Here is a 24,951-nt window from a genome sequence, read left to right on the forward strand (position 1 = left end):
CTCCGGCCGGCTGTGACCGGAAAACGACACAGACCAGCTTAATATTCGCTGAGATATGGCCGATGTATGGCGACGAGAGCGGCCACCCTTTCCCGGACCTCCGCCGCCGCACCAGGCTCTCGCACCACCCGCGCGACCAGCGAACCGATCTCCTTCAATTCCTGGAGCCCCATCCCCTGCGTCGTCACGCACGGCGTGCCCACCCTGATCCCCGACGTCACGGCGGGCGGCTCCGGGTCGTACGGGATCGCGTTGCGGTTGAGCGTGATGCCGGCCGCCGCGCACCTGCGCTCCGCCTCCGCCCCGGAAACCCCCAGCTCACGCAGGTCGATCAGGGCCAGATGCGTGTCGGTGCCGCCCGACACCGGGCGCATCCCCTCGGCCGCCAGCGTGTCGCACAGCGCCCGCGCGTTGGCCACCACCTGCCGCGCGTAGCCGGCGAACTCCGGCCGCAACGCCTCCCCGAACGCCACCGCCTTCGCCGCCACCGCGTGCATCAGCGGCCCGCCCTGGATGAACGGGAACACCGCCCGGTCGATCCGCGCCGCCAGCTCCTCCGTGCACAGGATCCCGCCGCCGCGCGGCCCGCGCAGCGCCTTGTGCGTGGTGAACGTGACCACGTCCGCGTACGGCACCGCCGACGGGATCGCCCCGCCCGCCATCAGCCCGATCGGGTGCGCCATGTCCGCCAGCAGCCACGCGCCCACCTCGTCCGCGATGCCGCGGAACACGCCGTAGTCGATCAGCCTCGGGTACGCCGTCGCCCCGCACACGATCAGCTTCGGCCGATGCCGCAACGCCAGGTCACGCACCTCGTCGTAGTCGATGAGCTCGGTGTCACGGCGCACCCCGTAGGAGGCCACGTCGAACCAGCGGCCCGAGAAGTTCACCCGCGAGCCGTGCGTCAGATGGCCGCCGTGCGGCAGCGCCATCGCCAGCATCGTGTCGCCCGGCTGCAACAGCGCCGCGTACGCGGCCAGGTTCGCCGACGCGCCCGAATGCGGCTGCACGTTCGCGTGCTCCGCGCCGAACAGCTCACGCGCCCGGTCGATCGCCAGCCGCTCCGCCCGGTCCACCACCTCGCAGCCGCCGTAGTAGCGCCGCCCCGGGTAGCCCTCCGCGTACTTGTTGCTCAACGTCGAGCCCAGCGCCGCCAGCACCGCGGGCGAGGTGAAGTTCTCGCTCGCGATCAGCTGCAGGCCGCCGCGCACCCGCGCCATCTCGTCGAGCAGCACCTGCGCGACCTCGGGATCCTGCTCCCGCAGCCGCCCGAAGTCGGGCCCGTAGTCGGGTGTCGCACCCATGATCCCACTGTACGACCGAGTGTCCGGATTTCCCACTTCCCCGGCTCAGGAGAACGCGTGCGGCGCGCCGATCGGGCTCGGGATCCAGCGCGGCGTGTCGGCCGCCTCGTCGCTGATCGACGTCAGCACCGCCTGCCGGTAGAGCGCCAGCCTCGACCGCCACTCGCCGATGTCCTCCACATACCGGCCGCCCACCGGCGCGTCCCACGTCTGCGGGCTCCTGGCCAGCTGGTAAGCCTTGTCCAGCGCCGCCGACATGCTCTCCAGCAGCGGCATCACGTTCTGCCACGCCGTCACCAGGCGCTGGTAGTCGGGGTTGAACTCCCACGCCCTCGGCTGGCCGTCCAGCGGGCCGCCGCCCCCGGCCTTGGGCGGCATCTCCCCCGGCTGCCTCGGCCTCGGCGCGGGCGGATCGACGTACATCACACGCTCCTCTCCTGCGTCCGCGGATCGACCGGCCCGTCAGGCCCGTTGTCCTCAGGCGCCTCGACCGACGGCATGTCCATCGGGCGCACCTCTGTCGCGCTCTCGACCAGGGCCCGGATCGCCTCCTGGCTCGGCGGCCTCACCTCGACCGACACCACCCCGCCGTCACCCTGCCTCTCCCGGTACGCCCTCTCGCCCCGCCGGGGCTCCTGCTCCGTGGAGCCGCCGGGCTGCGGGTCCGGGTTGCCGGAACCGCCGGGGTACGGGTTACGGGGCTGCTGGTCCTGACCGGAGGGGCTGCCGGGCTGCGGGTCCGGGTTTGCGGAGCCACCGGGGTACGGGTTACGGGGTTGCTGGTCCTGGCCGGAGGAGCCGCCGGGCTGTCGGTCTTGGCTTGTGGAGCCAGCGGGCTGTTGATCCTGGCCGGTGGAGCCGCCGGGCTGTTGGTCCTGGCCCGTGGAGCCGCCGGGCTGTGGCTTCTGGTCGATGGGGGCGTCGGGTTGACGGTCTCGGTCGGGGGCGGGTTGGGAGGGTTCCGGGCAGTCCCGGGGGGCTTGTGCACTGTCGGGTTGGCGGGGGTCGGCGGCGTCCTGCGTGCCGTTCCGGCCGCCGTCGACGGGGGTGTCGGGTGCGCCGTCGACTGCCGGCGGTGTGCTGGTCCCGCCCTGCGCTTCAGGGCCGCCGTATCCGCCCACTGCGCTGCCCGCTTCGCCGCCCGTGACGCCGCCTTGGGCACCGCCCGCTATGCCGCCCGTGACGCCGCCTTGGGCGCCGCCTGCCGCTCCGCCGTGCACGCCGTCGCCCAGGCCGCCGTACGCGCCTGTGGCTCCGCCTGAGACGCCCCCAGGTGCGCCTCCTACGGCGCTATCCGGGACGCCCGCCGTGCCCAAGGGGGCGGCGCCTCCCTGGGCTGGTGGGCCGCCGTAGCCGCCCTCCGCGGCGGGCAGGGGGTGGGGCTGGTACTCGCGGGCGTTCTCCGTCACCGTGCCGAGGGCTTCGGGGTCGAGAGGGCGGCCTCCGATCGAGATCACGTTGGCGCCGTCGCCACCCGCACCCGTGCCTGCGACGCTCTGGGCGGTGGATCCGGCGCCTCCGGTGGCTGTGTCCGGTGGCGGGGTCGGTGGTACGACGAAGCCTTGCCCGTCGTTACGTGGCGCCTCAGGGGTGCCGTTCTGCGCACCGTTCTGGGCGCCGTTCTGGGCGGCGTCGCGTACGGGCGCGTCGTCGGGCCGGCCGTTGCCGGGCTGTTTGTCGCAGTCGTCCGTGGTGGCCGGGGGCTGGGTGGCGGTGGAGTCGTCGGGCGTCGTCGGCATGTCGGCGGGCTGGGCGCGGTCGAGGTTGTCGAGGATGCCTTCGAGCTCTCTGGCCGTGGGCGGGTCCAGGGGGATCTGGAGCACCTTGGTGCCGTCGACCTCGACGACCTGCGGCCTGCTGGGGTCGGGGTCGTCGGGGTGGTCCTTGCCTGGGGTGTCGGTTATGTCCTGGTCGCGGTTGCAGTCCTGGTCCTGTTCGCCGCTGCGGTCCGGCTCGGCGCCGTGGTCTCGCCTGCTGCCCCGGTCCTCGTCCTTCGGCTCGTCCTTCGCCTCAGGCTTTCCGTCGGCGTCGGGCTTGCCGTCAGGCTTGGCGTCTGCCTCAGGCTTTCCGTCCGGCTTGGTGTCCGCCTCGGGCTTGCCGTCCGGCTTGGTGTCCGCATCCGGTTTGTCCGGCTTGCCTTCGGGCTTGGCGTCCGCCTCGGGCTTCCCGTCGGGCTTGGCGTCCGGCTTGTCGCCCGCGTCCGGCTTGTCGCCCGCTTCGGGCTTGCCCTCCGGTTTGGCGTCCGGCTTTCCGTCCGGCTTGGGGTCGGGCTTGGTGTCCGCTTCGGGCTTGCCTTCGGGCTTGGTCTCGCCCTCCGGCTTTCCGTCCGGCTTGCCGTTCGCGTCCGGTTTGGGGTCCGGCTTCGGGTCCGGCTTGGCCGTGGGGGTGTCGTCCGTGGCGGGCAGGGAGGGCTTGGGCGGGTCGGCCCGCTTCTCCAGCACCGCGAGCCGGGCCTTGATGTCCTTGACCATGCGGTCGGCGGCGTCCGCGATCTGGACCGGGCGGTGGGTGGTCTGGGTCGAGAGCCCGGCGGTGGACATGATCTGCGTGACCCGGGCCTCGACGCGGCGCAGCTCGGCCGTGGCCCGCTCCGTCTCGGCCAGCAGCTCACGGACCAGCTTGGGATCCATGCCGTCGAACTTGCCCATGGGTCACTCCCGGACGTCGCAGCTCCGGGCTCAACCGTAGGCACGTGGCACCGCCCGGCGCAGCCGGGATAGCCAGACGGTATATCTCAGTCCTCGGTGGCGACGTACCCGATGATGCCCCGCAGCTTCTCGACGGGGATGCTGCCGCGGCGCAGCAGGCGGGGCACGGCGGTGGTGAGGTCGAGGATGGTCGAGGGCGTGTTGTCGCTGGTCCTGCCGCCGTCGAGGTAGACCGAGACGGACTCGCCGAGCTGCTCCTCGGCCTCGGCGGCCGTGACGGCGGCCGGGGCGCCGGAGCGGTTGGCGGAGGAGACGGCCATCGGGCCGGTCTCCTTGAGCAGGTCGAGCGCGACGGGGTGGAGCGGCATGCGCACGGCCACGGTGCCCTTGGTGTCGCCGAGGTCCCACGACAGGGCGCGGTTGGCCTTGCAGACAAGGGTCAGCGGCCCGGGCCAGAACGCGTCGATGAGGTCCTGGCCGTAGGGGCCGAGGTCTTCGACGAGGGCGTTGGCGGCGCGTACGGTGCCGACGAGGACGGGCGGCGGCATGTCGCGGCCACGGCCCTTGGCCTCGAGCAGCAAGGCGACGGCCGCGGCCGTGAAGGCGTCGCAGCCGATGCCGTAGACCGTGTCGGTCGGCAGCACCACGAGCTCGCCCCGGCCGACGGCGGTGGTCGCCTCGCGCAGGCCCTCGGCCCGCTGGTCGGCGTCGGTGCAGTCAAAGCGTCTTCCCACGGCGTGCATCCTAGTCCTGGCCGAGTCGGGCGGTGACGAAGCGGTCCCTGCGGGTGAGGTCCTGGCGCAGCCGTACGTCGCGCCAGCCGTTGTCCTCGGGGAAGGTGAGGTAGACCGACCGGCCCTGCTCGTCGGCGTGCTCGACGGCGACCCAGCCGCCGGGGCGCAGCAGCCGCCGGGCGGTGCGCTCGACGGCCCGGACCTCGCCGAGGCCGTCGTCGCCGGTGCCGTAGAGGGCGCGCGCCGGGTCGTAGTCGCGCACCTCGGGGTCGCGCGGGATCGCGCCGGGCGGGATGTAGGGCGGGTTGGAGATGACCAGGTCGACCTTGCCGTTGAGCTCGGGCAGCGCTTCGGCGAGGTCGTCGGGGTGCAGGTGGGTGCGGCCCTGACCGTGCTCGGTGATGTTGCGCTTGGCCCAGCTGTAGGCCCGGGGGTCGACCTCGACGGCGTGCACCTCGGCCAGGGCCACTTCCTGGGCGATGGACAGCGCGATCGCGCCGGAGCCGGTGCCGAGGTCGACGACGAGCGGCGCGGTGACGTCCATGGCGCGCAGCGTCTCGATGGCCCATCCGGCCATGACCTCGGTCTCGGGCCGTGGCACGAACACGCCGGGGCCGACGTCGAGCTCCAGGTAGCGGAAGTAGGCGTGGCCGGTGATGTGCTGGAGTGGCTCGCGGGCTTCACGCCGGGCGACGCCCTCCCAGAACAGCGCGTCGAAGTCGGCGTCCTTGACGGTGTGCAGCTCGCTCCGGCGCACGCCGTGGACGAACGCCGCGATCTCCTCGGCGTCGGTGCGCGGGGACGGCACACCCGCCTCTGCCAGCCGCGCGGTGGCGAGGGCGATCTCGTCCAGCAGGAATGTCATGAGTGTTGTGCGAGCTTCTCCGCCATTTCGGCGTCGATGAGGGCCTGGGTGACGGCGTTCAGCTCGCCGTCGAGAACCTGGTCGAGGTTATACGCCTTGAAGCCGACGCGGTGGTCGGAGATGCGGTTTTCCGGGAAGTTGTAGGTGCGGACGCGCTCGGAGCGGTCGACGGTGCGCACCTGCGACTTGCGTTCGGCCTGCGCGGCGGCGTCGGCCTCCTCCTGGGCGATGGCCAGCAGCCGGGCGCGCAGGATGCGCATCGCCGACTCCTTGTTCTGCAGCTGACTCTTCTCGTTCTGGCAGGAGACGACGACGCCGGTGGGCAGGTGGGTGATGCGCACGGCGGAGTCGGTGGTGTTGACGCTCTGGCCGCCGGGGCCGCTGGAGCGGTAGACGTCGATGCGCAGGTCGTTGGGGTCGACCTGGACCTCGACGTCCTCGGCCTCCGGGTAGACCAGCACGCCGGCGGCGCTGGTGTGGATGCGGCCCTGCGACTCGGTGACGGGCACCCGCTGCACGCGGTGCACGCCGCCCTCGTACTTGAGCCTGGACCACACGCCGTCGTCGCCCTTGGCCTTGATCGCGACCGTGACGTCCTTGTAGCCGCCGAGGTCGGACGGCTGGCTGTCGATGATCTCGGTCTTCCAGCCGATGCGCTCGGCGTAGCGCAGGTACATGCGCAGCAGGTCGCCGGCGAACAGCGCGGACTCCTCACCGCCCTCGCCCGCCTTGATCTCCATGATGATGTCCTTGTCATCGTTGGGATCACGCGGGATGAGCAGGTGTTTGAGCCGTTCCTCCAGCTGGGGGATGCGCGTCTCGATCTCGGCGGCCTCTTCGGCGAACGCCTCGTCCTCGCGGGCCAGCTCCTTGGCGGCCGTCAGGTCCTCGCGGGCCGTCTCCAGCTCGCGGTAGGTGCCGACGATCGGGGTGAGCTGCGCGTAACGCTTGCCGAGCGTGCGGGCCCTGCCCTGGTCGGCGTGCACGGCGGGGTCGGCGAGCTGCATCTCCAGCTCGGAATACTCCTTGAGCAACTCGTCGAGGTTCACCGTGGGTCCTTCGTCGTGCGGGTGGGCGGGCCGTGCACCAAGAAACGCCGGCCCGGCGCACGCGGGTGCGTCGGAGCCGGCGTCGCTGAAGCTACTTGCCCGAGGCCTTCTTGCCGAAGCGCTTCTCGAAGCGCGCCACCCGGCCGCCGGTGTCGAGGATCTTCTGCTTGCCCGTGTAGAACGGGTGGCAGGCGGAGCACACGTCGGCGTGGATGACGCCGTTCTTGGCGGTGCTGCGGGTGGTGAACGTGTTGCCGCAGGTGCAGGTGACCTGGGTCACGTGGTAGTCGGGGTGGATGTCGGGCTTCATGGTTTTCCTTTCGGGGTGCGGTCGCCGGGTCGCCTCTGAGCTCATGGCGGGAACCGGTACCGCAGCAAGCGGTCGGCTACCAGTGTGCCAGATGGTTCAACCAGCCCGGGCCACCGGCCATTCCCCGATCTTCCCCCGGTCTTCACGGCGGCGTCACGCTAGGCTCCCCCGCACATACCATCACTTTCACCACCGAAGGGTCACTCATCGGATGAGAAGAACGGTGCGGTCGCTCATAGCGGCCGCCACGGGGGTCGCTGTTCTGTTCGGGGGTCCTGCCGCAGCCGCCCAGGAGGCCAAGCAGCCGGACTTCACCAGTGCCGGCTGGTCCGGCGCGTACGTCCCGCTCCAGGGGGAGACGGGAGCGACGGCCACGCTGAAGCTCAGGGACCCGGAGACGGTCAAGGGCGTGAAGGGCGCCATCGAAGCCCCGGGCAAGGCCGAACGGCCCGTCACGTTCGACGTGAAGCCCGGCGAGGCCGTGGTGACCGGCCGCTGGGCCATCGGCGCGAACGACCCGCCCGGCGACTGGAAGCTCACCGTCACCGTCACGCGCGACGCCCCGCGTGACAACACCTTCAGCGTCAAGGTCGCCGGCAAGCAGAGCATCACCGACGCCTCCGTCACCCCCGACCCCGTCAGGCTCGTCAAGGGCAAGGACGTGGAGGTCAAGGTCGAGGCCGCGGTCAAGGGCGCCCGGACGGTGACGGCCAAGCTGCGCAGCGACACGACGAGGAAGTTCTACGACCTCGGCGTCATGGCGCTGGAGCCCGACGGCCACCACCGCGGCTCCACGTACTTCAGCGACGACACCGCGCCCGGCGCGTGGACGCTGGAGGTGTACGCGACCCGCGGCGGCGAGGCGCTCAAGGGCGTCGTCCCGTTCACCGTCGAGGCCCCGGCCGCCGGCGTCAGCCGCAAGGCCACCGCCAGGGTCACCATCAGCGCCGCCAAGAAGGTCAAGCAGGGCAGGAGCTTCAAGGTGTACGGCAAGGCGTACCGGGGGGCCAAGCCGTACAAGGGCACGAAGCTGCGCATCTACTTCAAGGCCAAGGGCACCAAGACGTACAAGCTCGTCGCGTACGCGAAGACGAACGCCTCCGGCAGGTACACCCGCACGTTCAAGGCCGTGAAGGACGGCTACTACCGCGTCAGGTCGCTCGCCACGAGCAAGACGCGCGGCGCGCTGTCGCCGCAGCGGCTCGTGGACGTCCGCTAGAACGCAGCCCTGACACACGCGGAAGCGGCGGGAGGGGATCCTCCCGCCGCTTCCGTTTCGTACACGCTAGTCGCGGTCGTTGCTCACCGTGGTCTTCTGGACCTGGAGCAGGAACTCCGCGTTGGACTTGGTCTCCTTCATCTTCTCCAGGAGCAGCTCCAGCGCCTGCTGCATGTCGAGCGCGTGCAGCACCCGGCGCAGCTTCCAGACGATCTGGAGCTCTTCCTTGGCCATGAGGATCTCTTCCTTACGGGTGCCGGACGCGTCGACGTCCACCGCGGGGAAGATGCGCTTGTCGGCCAGGGAGCGGTTGAGCTTGAGCTCCATGTTGCCGGTGCCCTTGAACTCCTCGAAGATGACCTCGTCCATCTTGGACCCGGTCTCGACCAGGGCCGTGGCGAGGATCGTCAGCGAGCCGCCGTTCTCGATGTTGCGGGCGGCGCCGAAGAAGCGCTTGGGCGGGTAGAGGGCCGTGGAGTCGACACCACCCGACAGGATGCGCCCGGACGCCGGGGCCGCCAGGTTGTAGGCGCGGCCGAGCCGGGTGATCGAGTCGAGCAGGACGACCACGTCGTGGCCCAGCTCCACCAGGCGCTTGGCGCGCTCGATGGCGAGCTCGGCGACCGTGGTGTGGTCCTCGGCCGGACGGTCGAAGGTCGAGTGGATGACCTCGCCCTTGACCGACCGCTGCATGTCGGTGACCTCTTCGGGCCGCTCGTCCACGAGCACGACCATCAGGTGGCACTCGGGGTTGTTGCGGGTGATCGCGTTGGCGATCGACTGCAGCACCATCGTCTTGCCGGCCTTGGGCGGCGAGACGATGAGACCGCGCTGGCCCTTGCCGATCGGCGACACGAGGTCGATGATCCGCGTGGTCAGGATGTTGTGCTCGGTCTCCAGGCGCAGGCGCTCCTGCGGGTAGAGAGGCGTGAGCTTGTTGAAGTCGGGCCGGTTGCGGGCCTGCTCCGGGTCCATGCCGTTGACGGTGTCGAGGCGGACCAGGGCGTTGAACTTCTCGCGGCGCTCGCCCTCGCGCGGCTGGCGGACGGCGCCGGTGATGACGTCGCCCTTGCGCAGGCCGTTGCGGCGGATCTGGGCCAGCGAGACGTACACGTCGTTGCTGCCCGGCAGGTAGCCGCTCGTCCTGACGAACGCGTAGTTGTCGAGGATGTCGAGGATGCCGGCGATCGGGATGAGGACGTCGTCGTCGCCGATCACGGGCTCGCTGCTGTCGAAGCGGTCACGGCCACGGCCGCGGTTGCGCTCCCTGAACCGGCCGCGCCGGCCACGGCCGCCGCGCTCGTCGTCGTCGCCGCCACGCTGGTCGCCGCGCTGGTCGCCGCGCTGGTCACGCTGGTCGCCACGGCTGCCGGAGTCGGCGGTCCGCTGGTCGGCGCGACCGTCACGGCCGTCACGGCCATCGCGACCGTCACGACCGTCACGACCGCCGTCGCGGCTGTCGCGGGCGCCGTCACGGCTGTCGCGGATGTCGCGGGCGGCATCGCGGCCGCCCTCGCCGCGGTCGTTGCCGGAGCGGTCACCGCGGTCACGGCGCTCGCCGCGGCTGCGGCGCTCACGACGGCTCTCGCCGCGCTCGCCACGCGAGTCGCCCTGCGGCGCCTCCGCAGGCTGCACGGGCTGTACGGGCTGCTCGACGACCGACTCGGCCGGAGCCGCCACGGGCTCGGCGACCGGGGCCGCGGCCACCGGCTCGGGGGCCTGCACCGCGGGTTCGTCAGCGGTCTTCACACGGGAACGTTCCCGGCGCGTCCTGGTGGGCCGCTCGGCGGCCGGGGCCGCGTCGACCGCGGCAGGCGCCTCGGCCGCCGCAGCGGGGGCGCCGTCTCCCGTGCCACCCTGCTTCTCCTGGATGGCCGCGATGAGCTGGCTCTTCCGCATGCGCCCGGTCCCGCTGATGCCCAGTTCGGCGGCCATCTTCTGCAGCTCGGGCAGCACCTTGGCGGACAGGCCGGTGCCGGAGCGACGCGCACGAGGCTTGGCCGCGGCGCGGGTGGGGGTGTCGCCGGACGCCGCAGATGTGCCTGGTGCGTCGGAGAGGAGTTCGGTGGTGTCGCTCAACTAAAAGGTCCTTCCCAGGGGTCGGGCGCCGGTTTCGTTCAGCCGGGCGTCCCGGAGGTGCTTGCGATCCGGCGGGACAGACCGGGTCGGGGTGCACTTTGCGATCTTCGGCCGCCGCTGGGGACGGTCGCGACTCTTGGCCAGGGGTTCTTCCGCGCAGTCACAGAGCCGTGACGCTTGGCTGACACCCCCGAGATTGCTGCCGCCAGCCAGATGTCGAGGTGATTCGAACGCGCAGCTCCCCGTCGTCGCCACCTCACGTCGGGCCAACCGGGTGTGGGCCAACCGGAGGCAACGGATTCCGGGGAGACAGCCGCGCTGCTCACGCCTCGCGACGTGAAGCATGATGCAGCGATGTACGGCTGACAAGCACGCACCCAACAAGGGGGCATCTGGTGCGGCTATCAGCCTAACATCACCAGCGCACACGGCTATTCCCTGAAGGTCTAAAGAGGCATCAGCGTGTCTCGGGGAACTGAACGGTCGCACCACCAGGGTCGACGTCCATTAGCTGGATGTGCCAGTCATTACCCACTTCTGGCGCGATCAAATCCTGCGAATCCGAGGTCGAAAACGCAAGGACCGTGGGACCCGCTCCCGAAACGACCGCGGGCACGCCCACTGCACGCAGACGTTCTACCAGATCCACGCTCTCAGGCATCGCAGGCGCGCGGTAGTGCTGGTGGAGCCTGTCTTCGGTGGCGGCGAGCAGCAGCGCCCGATCCGGGCTCCGGGTCAGCGCCGCGATCAGCAACGCGGCCCGGCCGGCGTTGAAGGAGGCGTCCTTGTGGGGCACGTCCTTCGGCAGCAGCCCCCGGGCGGTCTCCGTCGACAGCCGCGTCGCCGGAACGAGCACGACAGGACGGACGCCCGCGTCGGGAACCAGCTTCACCCTACGCGGTGCGCCGTCATGCTCGGTCCAGGCGATCGTCAGGCCCCCGGCCAGGCACGGGGCGACGTTGTCGGGGTGCCCTTCCATCTCGGTCGCCAGCGCCAGCACGTCGTCGTCGCTCAGCACCGCGTCGCCGTGCGGCGGGTCACCGCGTGTCACGTCGCCGTGCGTCGCGGCGCCGTGCGTGGCGCCGGCCAGGCTCCGGGCCGCGAGGATGCCCGCGCAGACGGCCGCCGACGAGCTGCCCAGGCCGCGCGCGTGCGGGATGCTGTTACGGCAGTGCATGCGGATCCCGGCGGGCTGGGGCAGACCCATCCGGTCGTACGTCTTCCGCATCGCCCTCACGACGAGATGGCCCTCGCCGGTGTCCACCTCACCGGCGCCCTCGCCCTCGACGGTCACCCGCGCCCCGTCGCCGTCGAGCGTCACCCGTACGTGGTCGTACAGGCTCAGCGCCAGGCCCAGGGAGTCGAACCCGGGGCCCAGGTTGGCCGACGTGGCCGGCACGCGGATGTCAACGGTGGTCATTCATCGGCCCTTTCTTCGTGGGGCGTGCCGGTTCTCGCACGCCCCCTCCGCACACACCTGCCCTCGGCGCACACCCCGAGCCCGGGACGTACGCCGTGAGGCCGTGCCGTTCGTTCGTGAGGCCCTCGCCTCCACCCTGAGCGCCGTACCGGGGCGCCGGGCTCCGGCGTACCCCGACTCGCCGTACCGGCGCTGAGAGGGGGGACGGCGGGTGGGTTCTCGGGTGGGTTCGCGTCTCCCCGCCCCAGCCCTCAGTGCGGTGGGGAGGGGGTGCCGCCCTGGGGCGGGCATGGTCAGGCGAGGCCGAGGGCGGCGGCGGCCGCGTGGACGTCGATGGGGATGGTGACCGGCGAGGGGGCGCCGGAGATGGCCCAGTCGGGGTCCTTGAGGCCGTTGCCGGTGACCGTGCAGACGATCCGCTGCCCCGGCTCGACGAGGCCCTGGGCGTGGGCCTGGAGGAGGCCGGCGACGCTGGCCGCCGAGGCGAGCTCGACGAAGACGCCCTCTTCCTGGGCGAGGAGCTTGTAGGCGGCGGCGATCTGCCGGTCGGTGACCGACTGGATGGCGCCGCCGGACTCGTCGCGGGCCGCGGTGGCGAGCTGCCAGGAGGCGGGGTTGCCGATGCGGATGGCCGTGGCGATGGTGTGGGGGTGGGTGACGGGGGCGCCGTCGACGATGGGCGCCGCGCCGCTGGCCTGGAAGCCGAACATGCGCGGCCGCTTGGTGGCGATGCCGTCGTCGGCGTATTCCTGGTAGCCCATCCAGTAGGCGGAGATGTTGCCGGCGTTGCCGACGGGGATGCAGTGGATGTCGGGGGCGTCGCCGAGCGTGTCGACGATCTCGAACGCCGCGGTCTTCTGCCCCTGGAGTCGGAACGGGTTGACGGAGTTGACCAGGGCGATCGGGTAGTTGGACGACAGCTTGCGCGTCATCTCCAGGCAGTCGTCGAACGAGCCCTCGACCTGGAGCAGCGTGGCGCCGTGGACGAGCGCCTGGGCGAGCTTGCCCATCGCGATCTTGCCTCGGGGCACCAGGACGGCGCAGGTGAGGCCGGCGCGGACCGCGTAGGCGGCGGCCGAGGCGGAGGTGTTGCCGGTGGAGGCGCAGATGACCGCCTTGGCCCCTTCCTCCACGGCCTTGCTGATGGCCATGGTCATGCCACGGTCCTTGAAGCTGCCCGTCGGGTTGGCGCCTTCGACCTTGAGGTAGACGTCGCAACCGGTGAGGGCGGAGACGCGGTGCGCGGGCACCAGCGGCGTCCCGCCTTCGAGGAGCGTGATGACGGGCGTCTTCGTGGTGACCGGGAGCCGCTCTCGGTACTCCTCGATGAGGCCACGCCACGACCTGCTCATTGGTCTCTCCCTACCTGCGCTGTTGGGCACCGAGTGTACGGGGTCCGCAGGGGGGAGGCGGATGGGCGTCCAGCGTGTGGACACGGGCCCTGACATCCCCATTATTCAGGAAATTCTCAGCATCCCCCGCTAGGGTCGGAGCAGGGGGTTCACAACCATGAACGCGCGTCCTGCTTTGCCGCAGAACGACTATTCAGCCTTGACGCCACCGGAGCTCGGCTCCTGGTCGCCTGCCCTGTCCGTGAGCGTGGTGATCCCCGCGCACGGCGGGCCGCATCTGGATCTGACGCTGGCGGCGCTGGCGGCGCAGACGTATCCCGGCCACCTCATGGAGGTCCTGGTCGTGGACGACGGCAGCGAGCCGCCGATCCGCCTGCCGGAGATCCGCCCGGACAACACGCGGATCGTCCGCCCGAGCACGGGCTGGGGCATCTCCAACGCCGTCAACGCGGGCGCCAACGCCGCCGACGGCGAGATCATCCAGCGGCTCGACGCCGACATGGTGACCTGCCGCGAGCACATCGAGGCGCTGGCCCGCTGGCACCACGTGACGGACTACCTGGTCACGATCGGCATGAAGCAGTTCGTGGAGGCGCCGCCGCTGACCGCCCGCCAGGTGGCCGGGGCCGCGCATCTGGGCGAGCTGTTCGACCTGGACGCGGCGGTGCCCAGCTCGACCGAGGCGACGATCGCCAAGACCGACGGCCTGCGCAAGAGCCGCAACCCGTACCACGTCTGCACCGGCCCGACGTTCGCGCTGCCCAGGGACGTCTTCCACGCGACCGGCGGCCTCGACCCGAACGTGCTGCGCGGCGAGGACACCGAGTTCGCCTACCGGCTGGCCATGCAGGGCGTGGTGTTCGTGCCGGACCCGGAGGCGCGGGCGGTCCACCTGGGGCTGCCCGCCCAGCACCGCGACCGCGAGCGCGCCGTGCGGGCCGTCGAGCCCTACCTGGCGCACCGCATCCCGCTCCGGCGCGACCTGCGCAAGGACCGGGGCCGCCGGTGGCTGGTCCCGTACGTGGAGGTCGTCCTTGACGTGACGGACACCTCCGAGTCGGTGGTGCGGCAGGCGGTGTCGGCGGCGCTGGACGGCAAGCTGCAGGACGTGGCCGTCACGCTGGTCGGGCCGTGGTCGCGGCTGCACGACGGGCGGCGTTCGGTGCTCGGCGACCCGTGCTTCGAGCTGCGGCTGATGCGTGACCTGTTCGCGCACGACGAGCGGGTCAGGCTCATCGACGAGGCGGCGCCGACGCCCGCGCCCGCGCCGTTCCGCTACCGGGGGCCGGTGGACGTGCCGCTGCACCGGGTGACGCTGGACCGCATGATCGAGACGGTGCAGAAGGACCTGACGGGCGTGCTGGTCGTGGACCTGCCCGACGGCCGCGCCGCCCGCCTGGAGCGCACGTCGGCGCTGGCCCGGGCGTTGCTGCTCACCGGGCCCGGTGACGACCTGGACGAGGTCGTCCGTGAGACCCACGGGGTGCGGCATGTGTCGCCGGAGCGTTACTGGCCGCAGCCGTCGGAGCGGCAGCCCGCGCCGGTGACGATCCCCGCGGCGCCCGGCGTCACCGCCGACGCCGAGGCCGAGCAGTCCTCGCTGTTCGGCCGCCTGAAAGCTGCCCTCCGCCCCAACTGAGGGCCCACGTACGGCCGCGCCCGGTCCCAAGGGGGCCGGCTAGGGGCGTTGGGTTTTGCCGAGGGCGCGTTTGAGCGTGGTCGCCACCAGGGCGCGCAGGCTCTCCTGGGCGCGGGTGGCGGCGGCGAGCCTGCGGCGCAGGTCGGCGCTCTCGCGGCGGAGCGTGCCGACCTCGCGGCGCAGCTCGACGGCGCTCTTGCGCCAGCGGCCCGCCTCCTCGCGCCACCGGGTGACCTGGGCGCGCAGGCGTTCGGTCTCGGCGGCCAGCCGGGCGTTCTCGGCCTCGGCGGCCAGCCGCGCGTTGTAGGCGGCGCGCCGCCCGGTGGGCTTGCGCGGCTCTCTGGTGAAGCCGTACGCCTCGCCCTCGACCCAGGCGACGCCCGACACCTCGTCCACGACGTCGTCGAGCCGTTCGCCGGGCCGGGCGAGCAGGCGGGCCCGGGAGAAGTAGGCGACGCGCTCCAGCCGGGCGGTCTCGATGCCCGTGGCCGATTCGGCGAGCAGCACGTTGACCAGCCCGAACACCTCGCCACGCGCCAGGTCCAGGAGCCGGGCCAGGGAGTCCTCGCCGGGCGCCCAGCCGGGCGGCAGGCGCAGCAGGAACGGCACGCGCGGGTCGACCTCGTCGGTGGTGACCAGGCCGACCCGGCCCTCGTGCTGGTAGTGGCCGTGCACGAGCACCTGGTCGAGGCGCGGGTCCTTCAGCGGGGCGCGGCGGTCGCGGTCGAGCTCGTCCCAGGGGCCGACGAGGTGCACGCGCACGTCGTTGACGGTGCCGGCGAGCAGCGCGTCGACGGTGGCGCGCACGTCCTCGTACGGTGCGGTGCCGTCGACCAGGGCGACGACGCTCGGGACGAGCCACTGGCGGGCCGGGTGGGAGCGCAGCCAGCGGTAAGCGGGGATGCGGTCGGCCACGAAGGCGTGGCTGACGCGGTCGATGCGCGGCTTGTCGCGCATCCGCATGGTGGGGCCGAGGTGGTAGGCGCGGGCGTCGGGCTCCGGCACGAACACGGCGCCGGCCTGCGCGAGGCGGTAGCCCATCTCGGTGTCCTGGCCGAGGATCAGCTCGTCGTCCATCGGCCCGGCGGCCTCGACGAGCCGGGCGTTGACGGAGGTGTTGCCGCCGACGTGCACGCTGAAGGGGCGCGGCGAGTTGGCGGTGAGCCCGTCGGTGCGTTCGACCAGGTCGACGATCCAGGCGTGGGGTTCGGCGGGCTCGAAGTACGCCTCGAGGTCGGCGGGCAGCTCTGCGGGCAGCTCGGCCTCGCTGAAGCGCAGGTGGCCGTAGACGACGAGGTAGGGGGCGGCGTGGTGCCAGCGCATGTGGGCGGTGAGCGCGCCGGGGGTGAGCACCACGTCGGAGTCGAGCCAGTGGATGACGTCGCCGGTGGCCTCGGCGAGGCCGGCGTTGCGGGCGCTGGCGCGGCCGGGCCTCTCGCAGCGGATCAGGCGGGTGCCGGCGGGGCGTTCGGCGGGCAGGCGCAGCGGCGGCGTGGTGCCGTTGTCGACGACGACGACCTCGGTCAGCCCGGCCGGGTAGGTCTGCCTGGCGAGCCCGGCGAGCGCGAGGTCGAGCTTGTCCTGGCCGCCGTAGGCGGGCACGATCACGCTGACGCGCAGCTCCGGGGTGTAGCCGGCGGGCGGGCGCAGCGGGCGGTAGTCGTTGCCGCGCAGCCTCATGCGGCTTCCATGAGCAGGCTGGGGCGGAAGCCGTGCCACTGGTTGGCGGCGACCTTGAGGAAGTGGCCGAGGGGAAGCTGCCAGGTGTGCCCGCCGCCGAGGCCGCGCCGCAGCATGTAGCCGAGGCCGTGGGTGCGGTAGATGCGGGCGCCGGACTCGTGGGCGGCCTTCAGGAACTCGCGGTCGACGGACCGGGGCAGCGCCGGAAAGCCTCCCAGGTCACGAAATGTCGCCCGGGAGACGGTGATCGTGCCGCCCGCCACGTGGTCGGACCACACCTCGCTCGGGTACGAGGCCCCGCTGGCGAACGTGACGCGCCTGACCGTGACGTGGAGCGGCTCCAGATAGAAGAACTCGCCGGTGGTGCCCACGACGTCGGCGCCGGAGTAGGCGGCCGCCATGACGAGGTCGGCCAGATGGTCGGGGCCGTACCAGTCGTCGTCGTCCCACTTGGCCAGGTGGTCGCCGGTGGCCTGCGCCGCCGCCCGGTTGAGCACCTCGCCGAACGGCACCGCGCGCTCGGCCTCCACCCAGGACACCGGCAGCGGGCAGGACTCGACCGCCGGGCGCACCTCGTCGTACGTGAACCCGTGCAGCCCGAGCATGACCTCGGCCTCGACGCCGCGCTGGCGTGCCATCTGCGCCAGGGCCTCGCCCACCAGGCCCGGCCGCATCGTCGCCATGACGATGCTGACCTTGGGCGTCGCGGTGGGCCCGGCCAGGCGGCGCAGGCGTACGCTGTGCTCCTCGCGCCGCAGGTCGGCCAGGCAGCGCAGGCCGCCGCCGGGCTCGTGGGCGAGCCAGTCGCGGTCGGTGAGCAGCGCGGCCAGGCCGGCGGGGACCCAGGCGGGCGCGTGGGCGGCGGTCAGCGGCACCCCGGCGGCGGCGAGCTCCATGACGTCGTCGAGCGGCACCTCGCCGGCGGGCCAGTCGATCTCCAGGCCGCGCAGGCGGCGCAGCTCCGCGGCGGGGGGCCGCACCCAGCCGCCGTCGTGCCAGTGGAGGCGCGCGAGCCCCTGGTCAGCCGTGCGGGCGAAGCCGGCCGGGGTGAGGGACATGCGCTGCTGCTCCTAGCGGGTCGGACTTGATCGGCGCCTACCTTACGCCGCTTTTTACTGACACGTACCCGCAGGGTTCCCATCCGGTATGGGCGGTCACGGCAGATTCACAGTGTGTACACAGGAAACTCTGGCACGGTGGTGACTGTTGTTGAATAAGGTGTCATTAATGCCCTAACGCCCGGATAAGTCATAACGAAAGGTTTGAGCGGATGCTTGCGCCACGCCGGCCGGCAGCCACCGCCGCCGCTCTGGGAGCACTGGCCCTGGCCGTGCTCGTGCTGCTGGTGCTCGCCGGCCTGTTCTCCCTCGCGGAGGCCGCTACGGCCGGTGGATTCGTGATCTCGCTCGCCGCGCTCGCCTTCCTGGTCCTCGCCGTGCGCCGCATCGACGGCAAGGCGCACCGCATCGACCTGCGCGTCAAGAAGTACGAGGCCGAGCTGGCCAGGACCACCACCGCGCTGCGGCAGATCGACGCGCGCCTGGACAAGCTCACCCGCGCCGTCGAGGAGTCGGGCGCCCGGCGCGGCGACGACATCGGCGCCATCCTGGCCTCGCTCGGCGAGGACCGCGTCAACGCCATGGCCAGAGCCCGAGAGGTGGAGGAGCTGCGCGAGGAGGTCCGCGCGCTCTCCAAGGACCGGGTATGACCCGCGTCCGGCACAACGACTACGGGGTGCTGAGCCCGCCCGCGCTCGGCTCGTGGCGGCCCGAGCTCAGCGTGTCCGTGGTCATCCCGGCCTACGACTGCCAGGAGGCGCTGGAGCGCACGGTGGCCTCGCTGGCCGCCCAGACCTACCCCGCGCACCTGGTCGAGGTGGTCGTCGCCGACGACGGCAGCGACCCGCCCGTCCACCTGCCGGGCGCCCGCGTCGTGCGGGTGGAGCAGGGCTGGGGCCGGGGCGCCGCCCGCCAGGCCGGGCAGCTCGCGGCCACCGGCGACGTCGTCCACTGGCTCGACTCCGACATGGTGCTGAACCCGGGCCACCTGGAGGCGCACCTGCGCTGGCACCACCTCATCGACCACGCCGTGGTGATCGGCGAGACGAGGTTCGTGGACACGCCGGGCGACGAGGGCGCGCCGACCCCGTACACGCTCAAGACCCTGGCGTCCACCAGGTGGCTGCGTGACGCCGGCGCGAGCGCGTACCTGCTGCACACCGGCGCGTCCAGCTCGGTCCGCAGAGAGCTGCTGCGCGCGGCGGGCGGCGTCGACCCCGGTCTGAACATGGCGGAGGACACCGAGCTCGGCTACCGGCTGGCGCAGGCGGGCGCGGTGTTCATCCCCGACCCGGAGGCCGTCGGCAAGCACGTCGGGCCGTCCACGGTCATGCTGCGGGAGAAGGAGGTGCACCGGCACAACTGGTCCTACCTGGGCGACTACATTCCCGACCTGCGCTGGCTGCGCCGCCATCCGCGCCGTACCTGGCTGGTCCCGTACGTGCGCGTGGTCGTGACGGCCACCACGTACGAGGAGACGCGCGCCACCGTCGACTCCGCGCTGGCCGGGACTCTCGTGGACGCGGCGGTCACCATCGTCGGCCCGTGGGGCGAGCTGACCGGCGGGCGCCGCGCCAGCCTCGACGAGCCGCTGCTGGACCTGCGCCTGCTGGGCAACCTGTACGCGCACGAGCCGCGCGTGGCGTTCGCCGAGAGCGCGCCCGCGTCCGCCGCGCCCGCGCCCTTCTCGCTGCGCGTCCCCGCCGGCTGGGCGCTCGGCGCCGGCACCCTGTCCTCCCTCGTACGCCTCGCCGAACAGGACACGCTCGGCCTGGTCAGCGCCGTGCTGGCGGAGACCGCGACCGGGGTCGTGGCCGCCAGGCTGGAGCGCACGGCGGCGTTCGCGCGCGCGGCGCGCTTCCCCGGGGTGGCGGACGACCTGGTGGACGAGCTGTTCGGCTCGCTGTGGGTGGGCGGGGACGAGCACGGGTTCGTCCCCGCCGACGAGGCCGAGCCGCCGGGCGGCGACGCGGCCAGGTGGCGGGCCGTCGCCGCCGAACGGGCCGCTGAGCTGAAGGCGGCCAAGGCCGAGATCGACCGGCTGACCGCCGAGGTCGAACGCCTGTCAGCGCCCGCCGCCGACGGCGACGGGACCAAGGGGCCGCTGTCGTCCCTGATGAGACACCTGCGGAGCGCCGGATGATCGACCGGTTGCTGGCCGAGCTGCCCAAGGCCAGGGTGTTCCTCGCGGGCATCGACGACGCGGCCGTGCCGGGCGTCGACCTGGACCGCGACCTGCTGGAGCCGGGCGGCGACGCCGAGCAGGCGGCGGAGGTGCTGGTGATCGCCCGCACCCCGGCCGACCTGCGGCGCGCCGCGACGCTGCACAAACTGCTGCCGGAGGCCCGCCGGGTGGTCGTGGCCGTGCTCGACACCCCGGCCGCCCACCCCGCGCCGGTGCCGACGCCGACGCCCGCGCACCGCTGGCGCTCCCTGTCGGACCTGCGCGTCTACCGGCCCAAGGACCGGGTGTGGGTGGTGGACGCCCGCTTCTCCGCGCCCGCCCCGGCAGGCCGTACCGTGACGGCGACGGCCCGCGCGTTCGCCGGGCACCGGCTCGACGTGATCGCCGCGCCCGCCGCCGCGATCGCCGGCGTCGGCGCCGCCGACTGGCGGCCGGGCGACCCCAACGCCACCCCCGCCGACGTCGCCGGGCCCGTCCCGGAACGCGTCGGCGCGCCCGGCAGCGACCTGGTGCTGCGCACACTGGACGCCGAGACCGCGCCCCCGTCGGCCGCCGGCGCCGCCCGCTCCTGGGACGGCGCCGAGACCCCCGTCGAACGGCCGACGCTCCGGGCGGCGAGCTGGGAGCGGCTGGGCCGGCCCGGCGGGTCGGAGCTGCCGCTGGCCGACCCCGACGTGCTCGCCGAGCCGTCCATGATCCCGCCGGTGGACGAGCGCCTGGTGAACCCGCAGGGCTTCGTCACCACCCCGACCCGGGGCGTGGCCGCGCTGGCCGAACGCGACGGCCGCTGGACGGTGCTGCTGGACGGCAAGCCGGTGACGACGTTCGCCGAGTCGGGCGGCGTCACCGACGCCGACGTGTCCCGCCTGCGGCAGATCCGCGCCGTCGAGATCGACTGGCACCACGCGCACAGCGGCCCGCTCGCCGCCGTGCGCGTGCTGGCCGGGCTGGCCGCCGCCGGCGTGCCGCTGTTCTCCGGGCCGGTGCCCCGCTGGGCGGGGGCGCTCGGCGAAGAGCTCGTCGCGCTCGTCCAGTCGCCGCCCGACCTGGCCGACGACCTGCGGCGCGAGGAGCACAGCATCCGGCTGCGCCGCACCGCGCTGCGCACCCACGGCGTGGCCGCCCGCTGGGAGCAGCTCGGCGCGCCGCCGCCCGCTCCCCCGCTCACCTCGGTCCTGCTGGCCACCCGCCGCACCGACATGGTCGGCTTCGCGCTCGACCAGATCGCCCGCCAGCGCGACGTCCGGCTGGAGGTCGTCCTGGCGCTGCACGGCGTCCCGCCGGGACATCCCGACGTGGCCGCCGCGGTCGCCGCGTACGACGGGCCGCTGACCGTGTTCGAGGCGGGCGCGCAGGCGGTGTTCGGCGAGGTGCTGAACGAGGCCGCGGCCAAGGCGTCCGGCTCGTTCCTGCTGAAGATGGACGACGACGACTGGTACGGCCCGGACTTCCTGTCGGACCTGCTGCTCGCGCACTCCTACTCGGGGGCGCAGGTGGTGGGGACCGTGCCGGAGTTCGTCTACCTGTCGTCGATCGACGTCACCGTGCACCGCAAGCAGTTCACCGAGCAGATCACCAGCTTCGTGGCGGGCGGCACCATCCTCGTGGAGCGCTCGGCGTTCCAGGCGGTGGGCGGCTTCCGGCCGCTGCACCGCTCGGTCGACACCCAGTTCCAGGAGGCGCTGCAGGCCGCCGGAGGCCAGATCTACCGCACCCACGGCCTCGGCTACATCCTGCGCCGCGGCCCCGCCGCCAACCACACCTGGCGGGAGCCGATCGGCACGTTCCTGCAGCGCAACCGGCAGCAGTGGCGCGGCTTCCGGCCGAACGCCCTCATGGAGCTCGACGGGAGCCCGCGTCCATGACTCCCCGCATCCGCCGCAACGACTACGGCGTCCTCACCCCGCCCCGCCTGGGCGCGTGGGAGCCCGCGCTCACCGTCACCGTCGTCATCCCGGCGCACGACCGCCAGGCGACGCTGGACCTCACGCTGGCGGCGCTCGCCGCCCAGTCCTACCCGGCCGAGCTGATGGACGTCATCGTGGTGGACGACGGCAGCGCCGTCCCGCTGCGCCTGCCGCCGCTCACGCCCGGCCGCACCAAGCTCATCAGCAGCCCGCCCGGCGGCTGGGGGCGCGCCTGGGCGGTGCAGGCGGGCATCGACGCCGCCGCCGGCGACGTCGTCTTCGTGCTGGACGCCGACATGGTCCCGCACCGCCACCACGTCGAGGCCCAGCTCCGCTGGCACCACCTGGCCCCGTACGTGGTCGCGCTCGGCTGGATCGACTTCACCTCGGCCACCGACGAGCTGCCCGCCCCCGAGACCGTGCGCAAGTCCGTCGAGAACGGCCGCGCGGACGAGCTGTTCCCCCTGTCGGCCCTGCGCCACGACTGGGCCGAGAAGATCATCCACGACCACGACGGCCTGCGCACCGCGCCGAACTCCCTGGCCACCCGCATCCACGTGGGCGCCACCGTCTCCTACCCGGCCGCGCTGCTGCGCCCGATCGGCGGCATGGACACCTCGCTCGTCCTGGCCGAGGACACCGAGCTGGGCTACCGCCTCACCCAGGCCGGCGCGGTCTACGTACCGGACCCGGAGTCGCGCGCCTGGCACCTCGGCCTGCCGACCGCCATGCGCGACTTCGCCGCGCTCAAGCGCTACAACGACCCGTACGTGGCCGACCGCGTCCCCTACCGCCGCTACCTGCGCACCGACCGGGGCCGCCAGTGGCTGGTCCCGTACGTGGACGCGACCGTCCCGGCGGGCGGCTACGAGGACGTACGGGCCACCGTCGACGCCCTGCTCGGCGGCTCGCTCCCGGACGTGCGCGTCACGATTCCCGGCCCGTGGGAGTCGCTGACCGACGGCCGCCGCTCGCCGCTCGGCGACCCGGACCTCGACCTGCGGCTGATTCGCGCCACGTTCGAGCACGACCCGCGCGTCCACCTGGCGGACGCGCCCGGCGGGACGTCGCCCGCGCCGTTCAGGCTGATGGTCCCGCCCGGCTGGGTGCCCGGCGAGGACACCGTGGAGCGGCTGGTCGCCCACCTGGAGGAGCACGACGGCGGCTCGCTGTGCGTGGCGCTGGACGAGACCGCCGACGGCGTCGTCGTCGCCCGCCTCGACCGCACCGCCGCCCTGTCCCGCGCCGCCCTGGTCGCCGAACCCGGCGAGCATCCGGACGACGTGCTGGACGAGGTCTTCGGGCTGGAGTGGACGGACGGCGAATCGTGGGGGTTCGCGCCGCGCCCGGAGGTGTACCCGCCGCGCCGCCGGCCGCCGTCCGAGGCCGAACGGCTCGCCGCCCAGCGGGAGAAGGAGCTCGCCCTCTACCGCAAGCGCACCGCCGCGCTGCGCGCCGAGCTGTCGCAGTTGCGGCGCGAGGCGGGCAAGAACGGGCGGGACGCCGCCCGGTGGCGCGAGAAGGCCGAGGAGTGGCGGCGCGAGGCGGTCCGCCTGGCGCGCGCCCGCGAGCGCGAGCGTGACCGCACGGTCATCAAGCGCGCGGTGCGGCGCGTCCGCAAGCTCGCCTTCCCCGACGCGCCGTAGCCCCGGCCGCCCTCCTGGTCCTCAGGACCGCAGGAACGTCACCTGCGTGGAGCCCTCGATCACGCCGGCCCGCTCATGCGCCCCTCTGAGCGCGTCTGACTGGAAGTGCGCCCGGGTGGCCTCGACGTCGGCACAGGCGAACAGCACCACGGCCTCGTCCGGGCTGTCCACGTTCGTGGACACCAGCACGGTGCGCATGCCGGCCGCGGCCCGGCGCTCGTCCAGGCTGTCGAAGGCGGTCCGCCAGGTGTCGTGGTCGGCGAACCTCTGACGTACCAGCAGGTGGAACTCGGCCATGCGGATTGTGCCCCTTTACCGGTCCGAAACTTGACTGGGTCACCTGACGGTAGCAGCGACATGATCATTCATTGAGTGATTTATGCACATAAATCGGCTCACAAAGATCTTCTACGCCAGAGGAAGATTCACATCCCACCGGTGCACTGGGACCACTCCACGGCCATTGACCATCCGAGACGGATCGAATGCGGACAGTAATCTCCCGCTCATGGTTACCCCCCTGCACGAGGGTCTCATCAGCATCACGACCCTCGACACCACCCGGACCGGGCACATGCTCCGGTCCCTCTTCGACCTCCCGCTCCCCCGGGACTCGGAGGCCCGCCTCGTGTCCCCGGACCTGTCGGAGTGCGTCCCCGCCAGCTTCCACGCCGACGCCGCCCTGCTGTACGGCGAGAAGGAGGAGAAACTCGGCGTCATCGCGGAGGTCCAGCTCAAACGGGACCCGATCAAACGCTGGACCTGGCCCGTCTACCTGGCCACGATGCGCGCCCGCGACCGCTGCAAGGCCACCCTCGTGGTCATCTGCCCCGACCACTCCACCGCCCGCTGGGCGGCCGAGCCCATCGACACGGGGCATCCCGGGTACGTCCTGCACCCGCTCGTGATCGGGCCCCACAACACCCCGGTCATCACCGACGTCGCCGAAGCGGTCGGCGACATCGGCCTGGCCGCCATCTCGGCCATCACCCACAGCGACCACCCCGAGATCCACGCCATCCTCGCCACCTTGGCCGAGGCCCTGGACAACATCGATTCCAAGCTGGCGCGTCGGTACGCTGAATATGTCACCGTGGCGTTGACCGGCAGTGCACAGAAAGAGATGGAGCGCCTGATGGCCACCGAAACCTACCTCTACCAGGGCGAATACGCCCAGAGCCTCTTGACGAAGGGCCAGGAGCGCGGCAAGGCGGAAGGCAAAGCCGAGGGCGAGGCGCGAGCGGTGCTGCTGTACCTGAAAGCCAGGGCGATCCCGGTCCCGGACGAGGCCCGCGAACGCATCTCCGCGTGCACCGACATCCCCACACTGGAAACGTGGATCGAGCGCGCGGCCGTCATCGACACCATCGACGAACTCTTCGCCTGAGCCCAGCTCAGGCAGACCCACCGCATCCTTCAGATCACCTCACCGGGCGGGCTCCCCCTCAACGCTGAATCCAGCACGCCCGCAACCGTGGGCACATCACCACGCCGTCGCACCGATGGCGCGCAGAAGGAACGGAGCACCCGATGGCCTCTGGGGTCCATCTCTACCAGGGCGAATACGCCCCGAGTCTCCTCGCCGAGCTCCGGGCGGAGGGCAAGGCGATCGCCCAGGCGAAGGGTCTGCCGGAATGGTCCGCAGAACACTTCGCCCAGGGCTACGTGCAGGGCTGCACGAAGGGGCTGACAACGGTCCTGCTGTTGTGCCTGGAAAACCGTGGCCTCGCATCCCCCGAGCAGGCAAGCGAGCATGTCAGAACCTGTGCCGACATCTCCACCCTGGCAACCTGGATCGGGCGAGCGGCGGTCAGCGACACCCTCGACGAGGTGTTCGCCTGACCCTCCACCCCGGC

At 72.4% G+C, this 24,951-nt stretch carries 21 protein-coding genes; 8 read left to right on the plus strand and 13 right to left on the minus strand.

All coding sequences use genetic code 11. The features are described from left to right. Nucleotides 1-38 precede the first annotated feature (38 nt). From glyA to rpmE, 7 genes are all read right to left on the minus strand, one after another. Nucleotides 39-1,304, minus strand: coding sequence for a serine hydroxymethyltransferase (glyA, locus tag KME80_RS16040; protein WP_219505877.1), 1,266 nt, complete (start codon nt 1,302-1,304; stop codon nt 39-41). A 45-nt stretch (nt 1,305-1,349) separates the two neighbouring features. Then, nucleotides 1,350-1,727, minus strand: coding sequence for a hypothetical protein (locus tag KME80_RS16045; protein WP_219505879.1), 378 nt, complete (start codon nt 1,725-1,727; stop codon nt 1,350-1,352). Next, nucleotides 1,727-3,952 carry a hypothetical protein gene (locus tag KME80_RS16050; RefSeq protein ID WP_219505881.1) on the minus strand — a complete coding sequence of 742 codons (2,226 nt, stop codon included), beginning with the start codon at nt 3,950-3,952 and terminating at the stop codon, nt 1,727-1,729. Before KME80_RS16050 ends, KME80_RS16045 begins: the two co-directional genes overlap by 1 nt. An 86-nt stretch (nt 3,953-4,038) precedes the next feature. Beyond that, entirely contained in the window at nt 4,039-4,695 is a 657-nt protein-coding gene (locus tag KME80_RS16055; protein ID WP_246645041.1) for an L-threonylcarbamoyladenylate synthase, read from the minus strand. Between the two features lies 1 nt (nt 4,696). Then, the gene (gene prmC, locus KME80_RS16060) at nt 4,697-5,551 is read right to left on the minus strand and encodes a peptide chain release factor N(5)-glutamine methyltransferase (protein ID WP_049559024.1); all 855 of its coding nucleotides are present in this window, start codon (nt 5,549-5,551) and stop codon (nt 4,697-4,699) included. Continuing rightward, nucleotides 5,548-6,600, minus strand: a complete 1,053-nt coding sequence (prfA, locus tag KME80_RS16065) for a peptide chain release factor 1 (RefSeq protein WP_219505883.1) — start codon at nt 6,598-6,600, stop codon at nt 5,548-5,550. The genes prmC and prfA overlap by 4 nt, the downstream gene beginning before the upstream one ends. A 91-nt stretch (nt 6,601-6,691) precedes the next feature. Beyond that, nucleotides 6,692-6,910 (minus strand): 50S ribosomal protein L31, encoded by a 219-nt coding sequence (gene rpmE, locus KME80_RS16070; protein ID WP_219505884.1) that lies wholly within the window; start codon nt 6,908-6,910, stop codon nt 6,692-6,694. A gap of 211 nt (nt 6,911-7,121) precedes the next feature. Between rpmE and KME80_RS16075 the strand changes: the two genes are divergently transcribed. Continuing rightward, entirely contained in the window at nt 7,122-8,129 is a 1,008-nt protein-coding gene (locus KME80_RS16075) for a hypothetical protein (RefSeq protein ID WP_219505885.1), read from the plus strand. Between the two features lie 66 nt (nt 8,130-8,195). On the opposite strand, the gene rho is transcribed toward KME80_RS16075, so the two are convergent. The 3 genes from rho to thrC form a co-directional block, all read right to left on the minus strand. Then, on the minus strand, nt 8,196-10,208 hold the full coding sequence (rho, locus tag KME80_RS16080) for a transcription termination factor Rho (protein WP_219505886.1): 2,013 nt from the start codon (nt 10,206-10,208) through the stop codon (nt 8,196-8,198). A gap of 457 nt (nt 10,209-10,665) precedes the next feature. After that, nucleotides 10,666-11,628 (minus strand): homoserine kinase, encoded by a 963-nt coding sequence (thrB, locus tag KME80_RS16085; protein WP_219505887.1) that lies wholly within the window; start codon nt 11,626-11,628, stop codon nt 10,666-10,668. Between the two features lie 293 nt (nt 11,629-11,921). After that, a complete protein-coding gene (gene thrC, locus KME80_RS16090; RefSeq protein ID WP_219505888.1) occupies nt 11,922-12,980 on the minus strand; it encodes a threonine synthase in 1,059 nt (352 codons plus the stop codon). A 199-nt stretch (nt 12,981-13,179) separates the two neighbouring features. Between thrC and KME80_RS16095 the strand changes: the two genes are divergently transcribed. After that, entirely contained in the window at nt 13,180-14,619 is a 1,440-nt protein-coding gene (locus tag KME80_RS16095; RefSeq protein WP_246645042.1) for a glycosyltransferase, read from the plus strand. 39 nt (nt 14,620-14,658) lie between these two features. Here KME80_RS16095 and KME80_RS16100 read toward each other — a convergent pair whose 3' ends face one another. Together KME80_RS16100 and KME80_RS16105 are read right to left on the minus strand one after the other, a co-directional pair. Continuing rightward, nucleotides 14,659-16,299 carry a glycosyltransferase family 2 protein gene (locus KME80_RS16100; RefSeq protein WP_219505890.1) on the minus strand — a complete coding sequence of 547 codons (1,641 nt, stop codon included), beginning with the start codon at nt 16,297-16,299 and terminating at the stop codon, nt 14,659-14,661. Beyond that, the gene (locus KME80_RS16105) at nt 16,296-17,357 is read right to left on the minus strand and encodes a glycosyltransferase family 2 protein (protein WP_219505893.1); all 1,062 of its coding nucleotides are present in this window, start codon (nt 17,355-17,357) and stop codon (nt 16,296-16,298) included. The genes KME80_RS16100 and KME80_RS16105 overlap by 4 nt, the downstream gene beginning before the upstream one ends. A 212-nt stretch (nt 17,358-17,569) precedes the next feature. Between KME80_RS16105 and KME80_RS16110 the strand changes: the two genes are divergently transcribed. The 4 genes from KME80_RS16110 to KME80_RS16125 are packed head-to-tail and all read left to right on the plus strand — an operon-like array spanning nt 17,570 to nt 23,095. Then, nucleotides 17,570-18,007 carry a hypothetical protein gene (locus tag KME80_RS16110; RefSeq protein WP_219505895.1) on the plus strand — a complete coding sequence of 146 codons (438 nt, stop codon included), beginning with the start codon at nt 17,570-17,572 and terminating at the stop codon, nt 18,005-18,007. Next, nucleotides 18,004-19,500, plus strand: coding sequence for a glycosyltransferase family 2 protein (locus tag KME80_RS16115; protein WP_219505898.1), 1,497 nt, complete (start codon nt 18,004-18,006; stop codon nt 19,498-19,500). Before KME80_RS16110 ends, KME80_RS16115 begins: the two co-directional genes overlap by 4 nt. Continuing rightward, nucleotides 19,497-21,407 carry a glycosyltransferase gene (locus KME80_RS16120; RefSeq protein WP_219505901.1) on the plus strand — a complete coding sequence of 637 codons (1,911 nt, stop codon included), beginning with the start codon at nt 19,497-19,499 and terminating at the stop codon, nt 21,405-21,407. Before KME80_RS16115 ends, KME80_RS16120 begins: the two co-directional genes overlap by 4 nt. Continuing rightward, on the plus strand, nt 21,404-23,095 hold the full coding sequence (locus KME80_RS16125) for a glycosyltransferase family 2 protein (protein WP_219505903.1): 1,692 nt from the start codon (nt 21,404-21,406) through the stop codon (nt 23,093-23,095). The genes KME80_RS16120 and KME80_RS16125 overlap by 4 nt, the downstream gene beginning before the upstream one ends. 21 nt (nt 23,096-23,116) lie before the next feature. Here KME80_RS16125 and KME80_RS16130 read toward each other — a convergent pair whose 3' ends face one another. Beyond that, a complete protein-coding gene (locus KME80_RS16130; protein WP_219505906.1) occupies nt 23,117-23,392 on the minus strand; it encodes a hypothetical protein in 276 nt (91 codons plus the stop codon). A 211-nt stretch (nt 23,393-23,603) separates the two neighbouring features. On the opposite strand from KME80_RS16130, the gene KME80_RS16135 reads away from it, so the two are divergent. Both KME80_RS16135 and KME80_RS16140 read left to right on the plus strand, forming a co-directional pair. Continuing rightward, entirely contained in the window at nt 23,604-24,482 is an 879-nt protein-coding gene (locus tag KME80_RS16135) for an RpnC/YadD family protein (RefSeq protein ID WP_219505908.1), read from the plus strand. Between the two features lie 143 nt (nt 24,483-24,625). Beyond that, nucleotides 24,626-24,937, plus strand: coding sequence for a hypothetical protein (locus tag KME80_RS16140; RefSeq protein ID WP_219505909.1), 312 nt, complete (start codon nt 24,626-24,628; stop codon nt 24,935-24,937). The last annotated feature ends 14 nt before the right edge of the window (nt 24,938-24,951 follow it).

The organism is Nonomuraea ceibae, from assembly GCF_019396325.1.
Classification (GTDB): Bacteria; Actinomycetota; Actinomycetes; order Streptosporangiales; family Streptosporangiaceae; genus Nonomuraea; species Nonomuraea ceibae.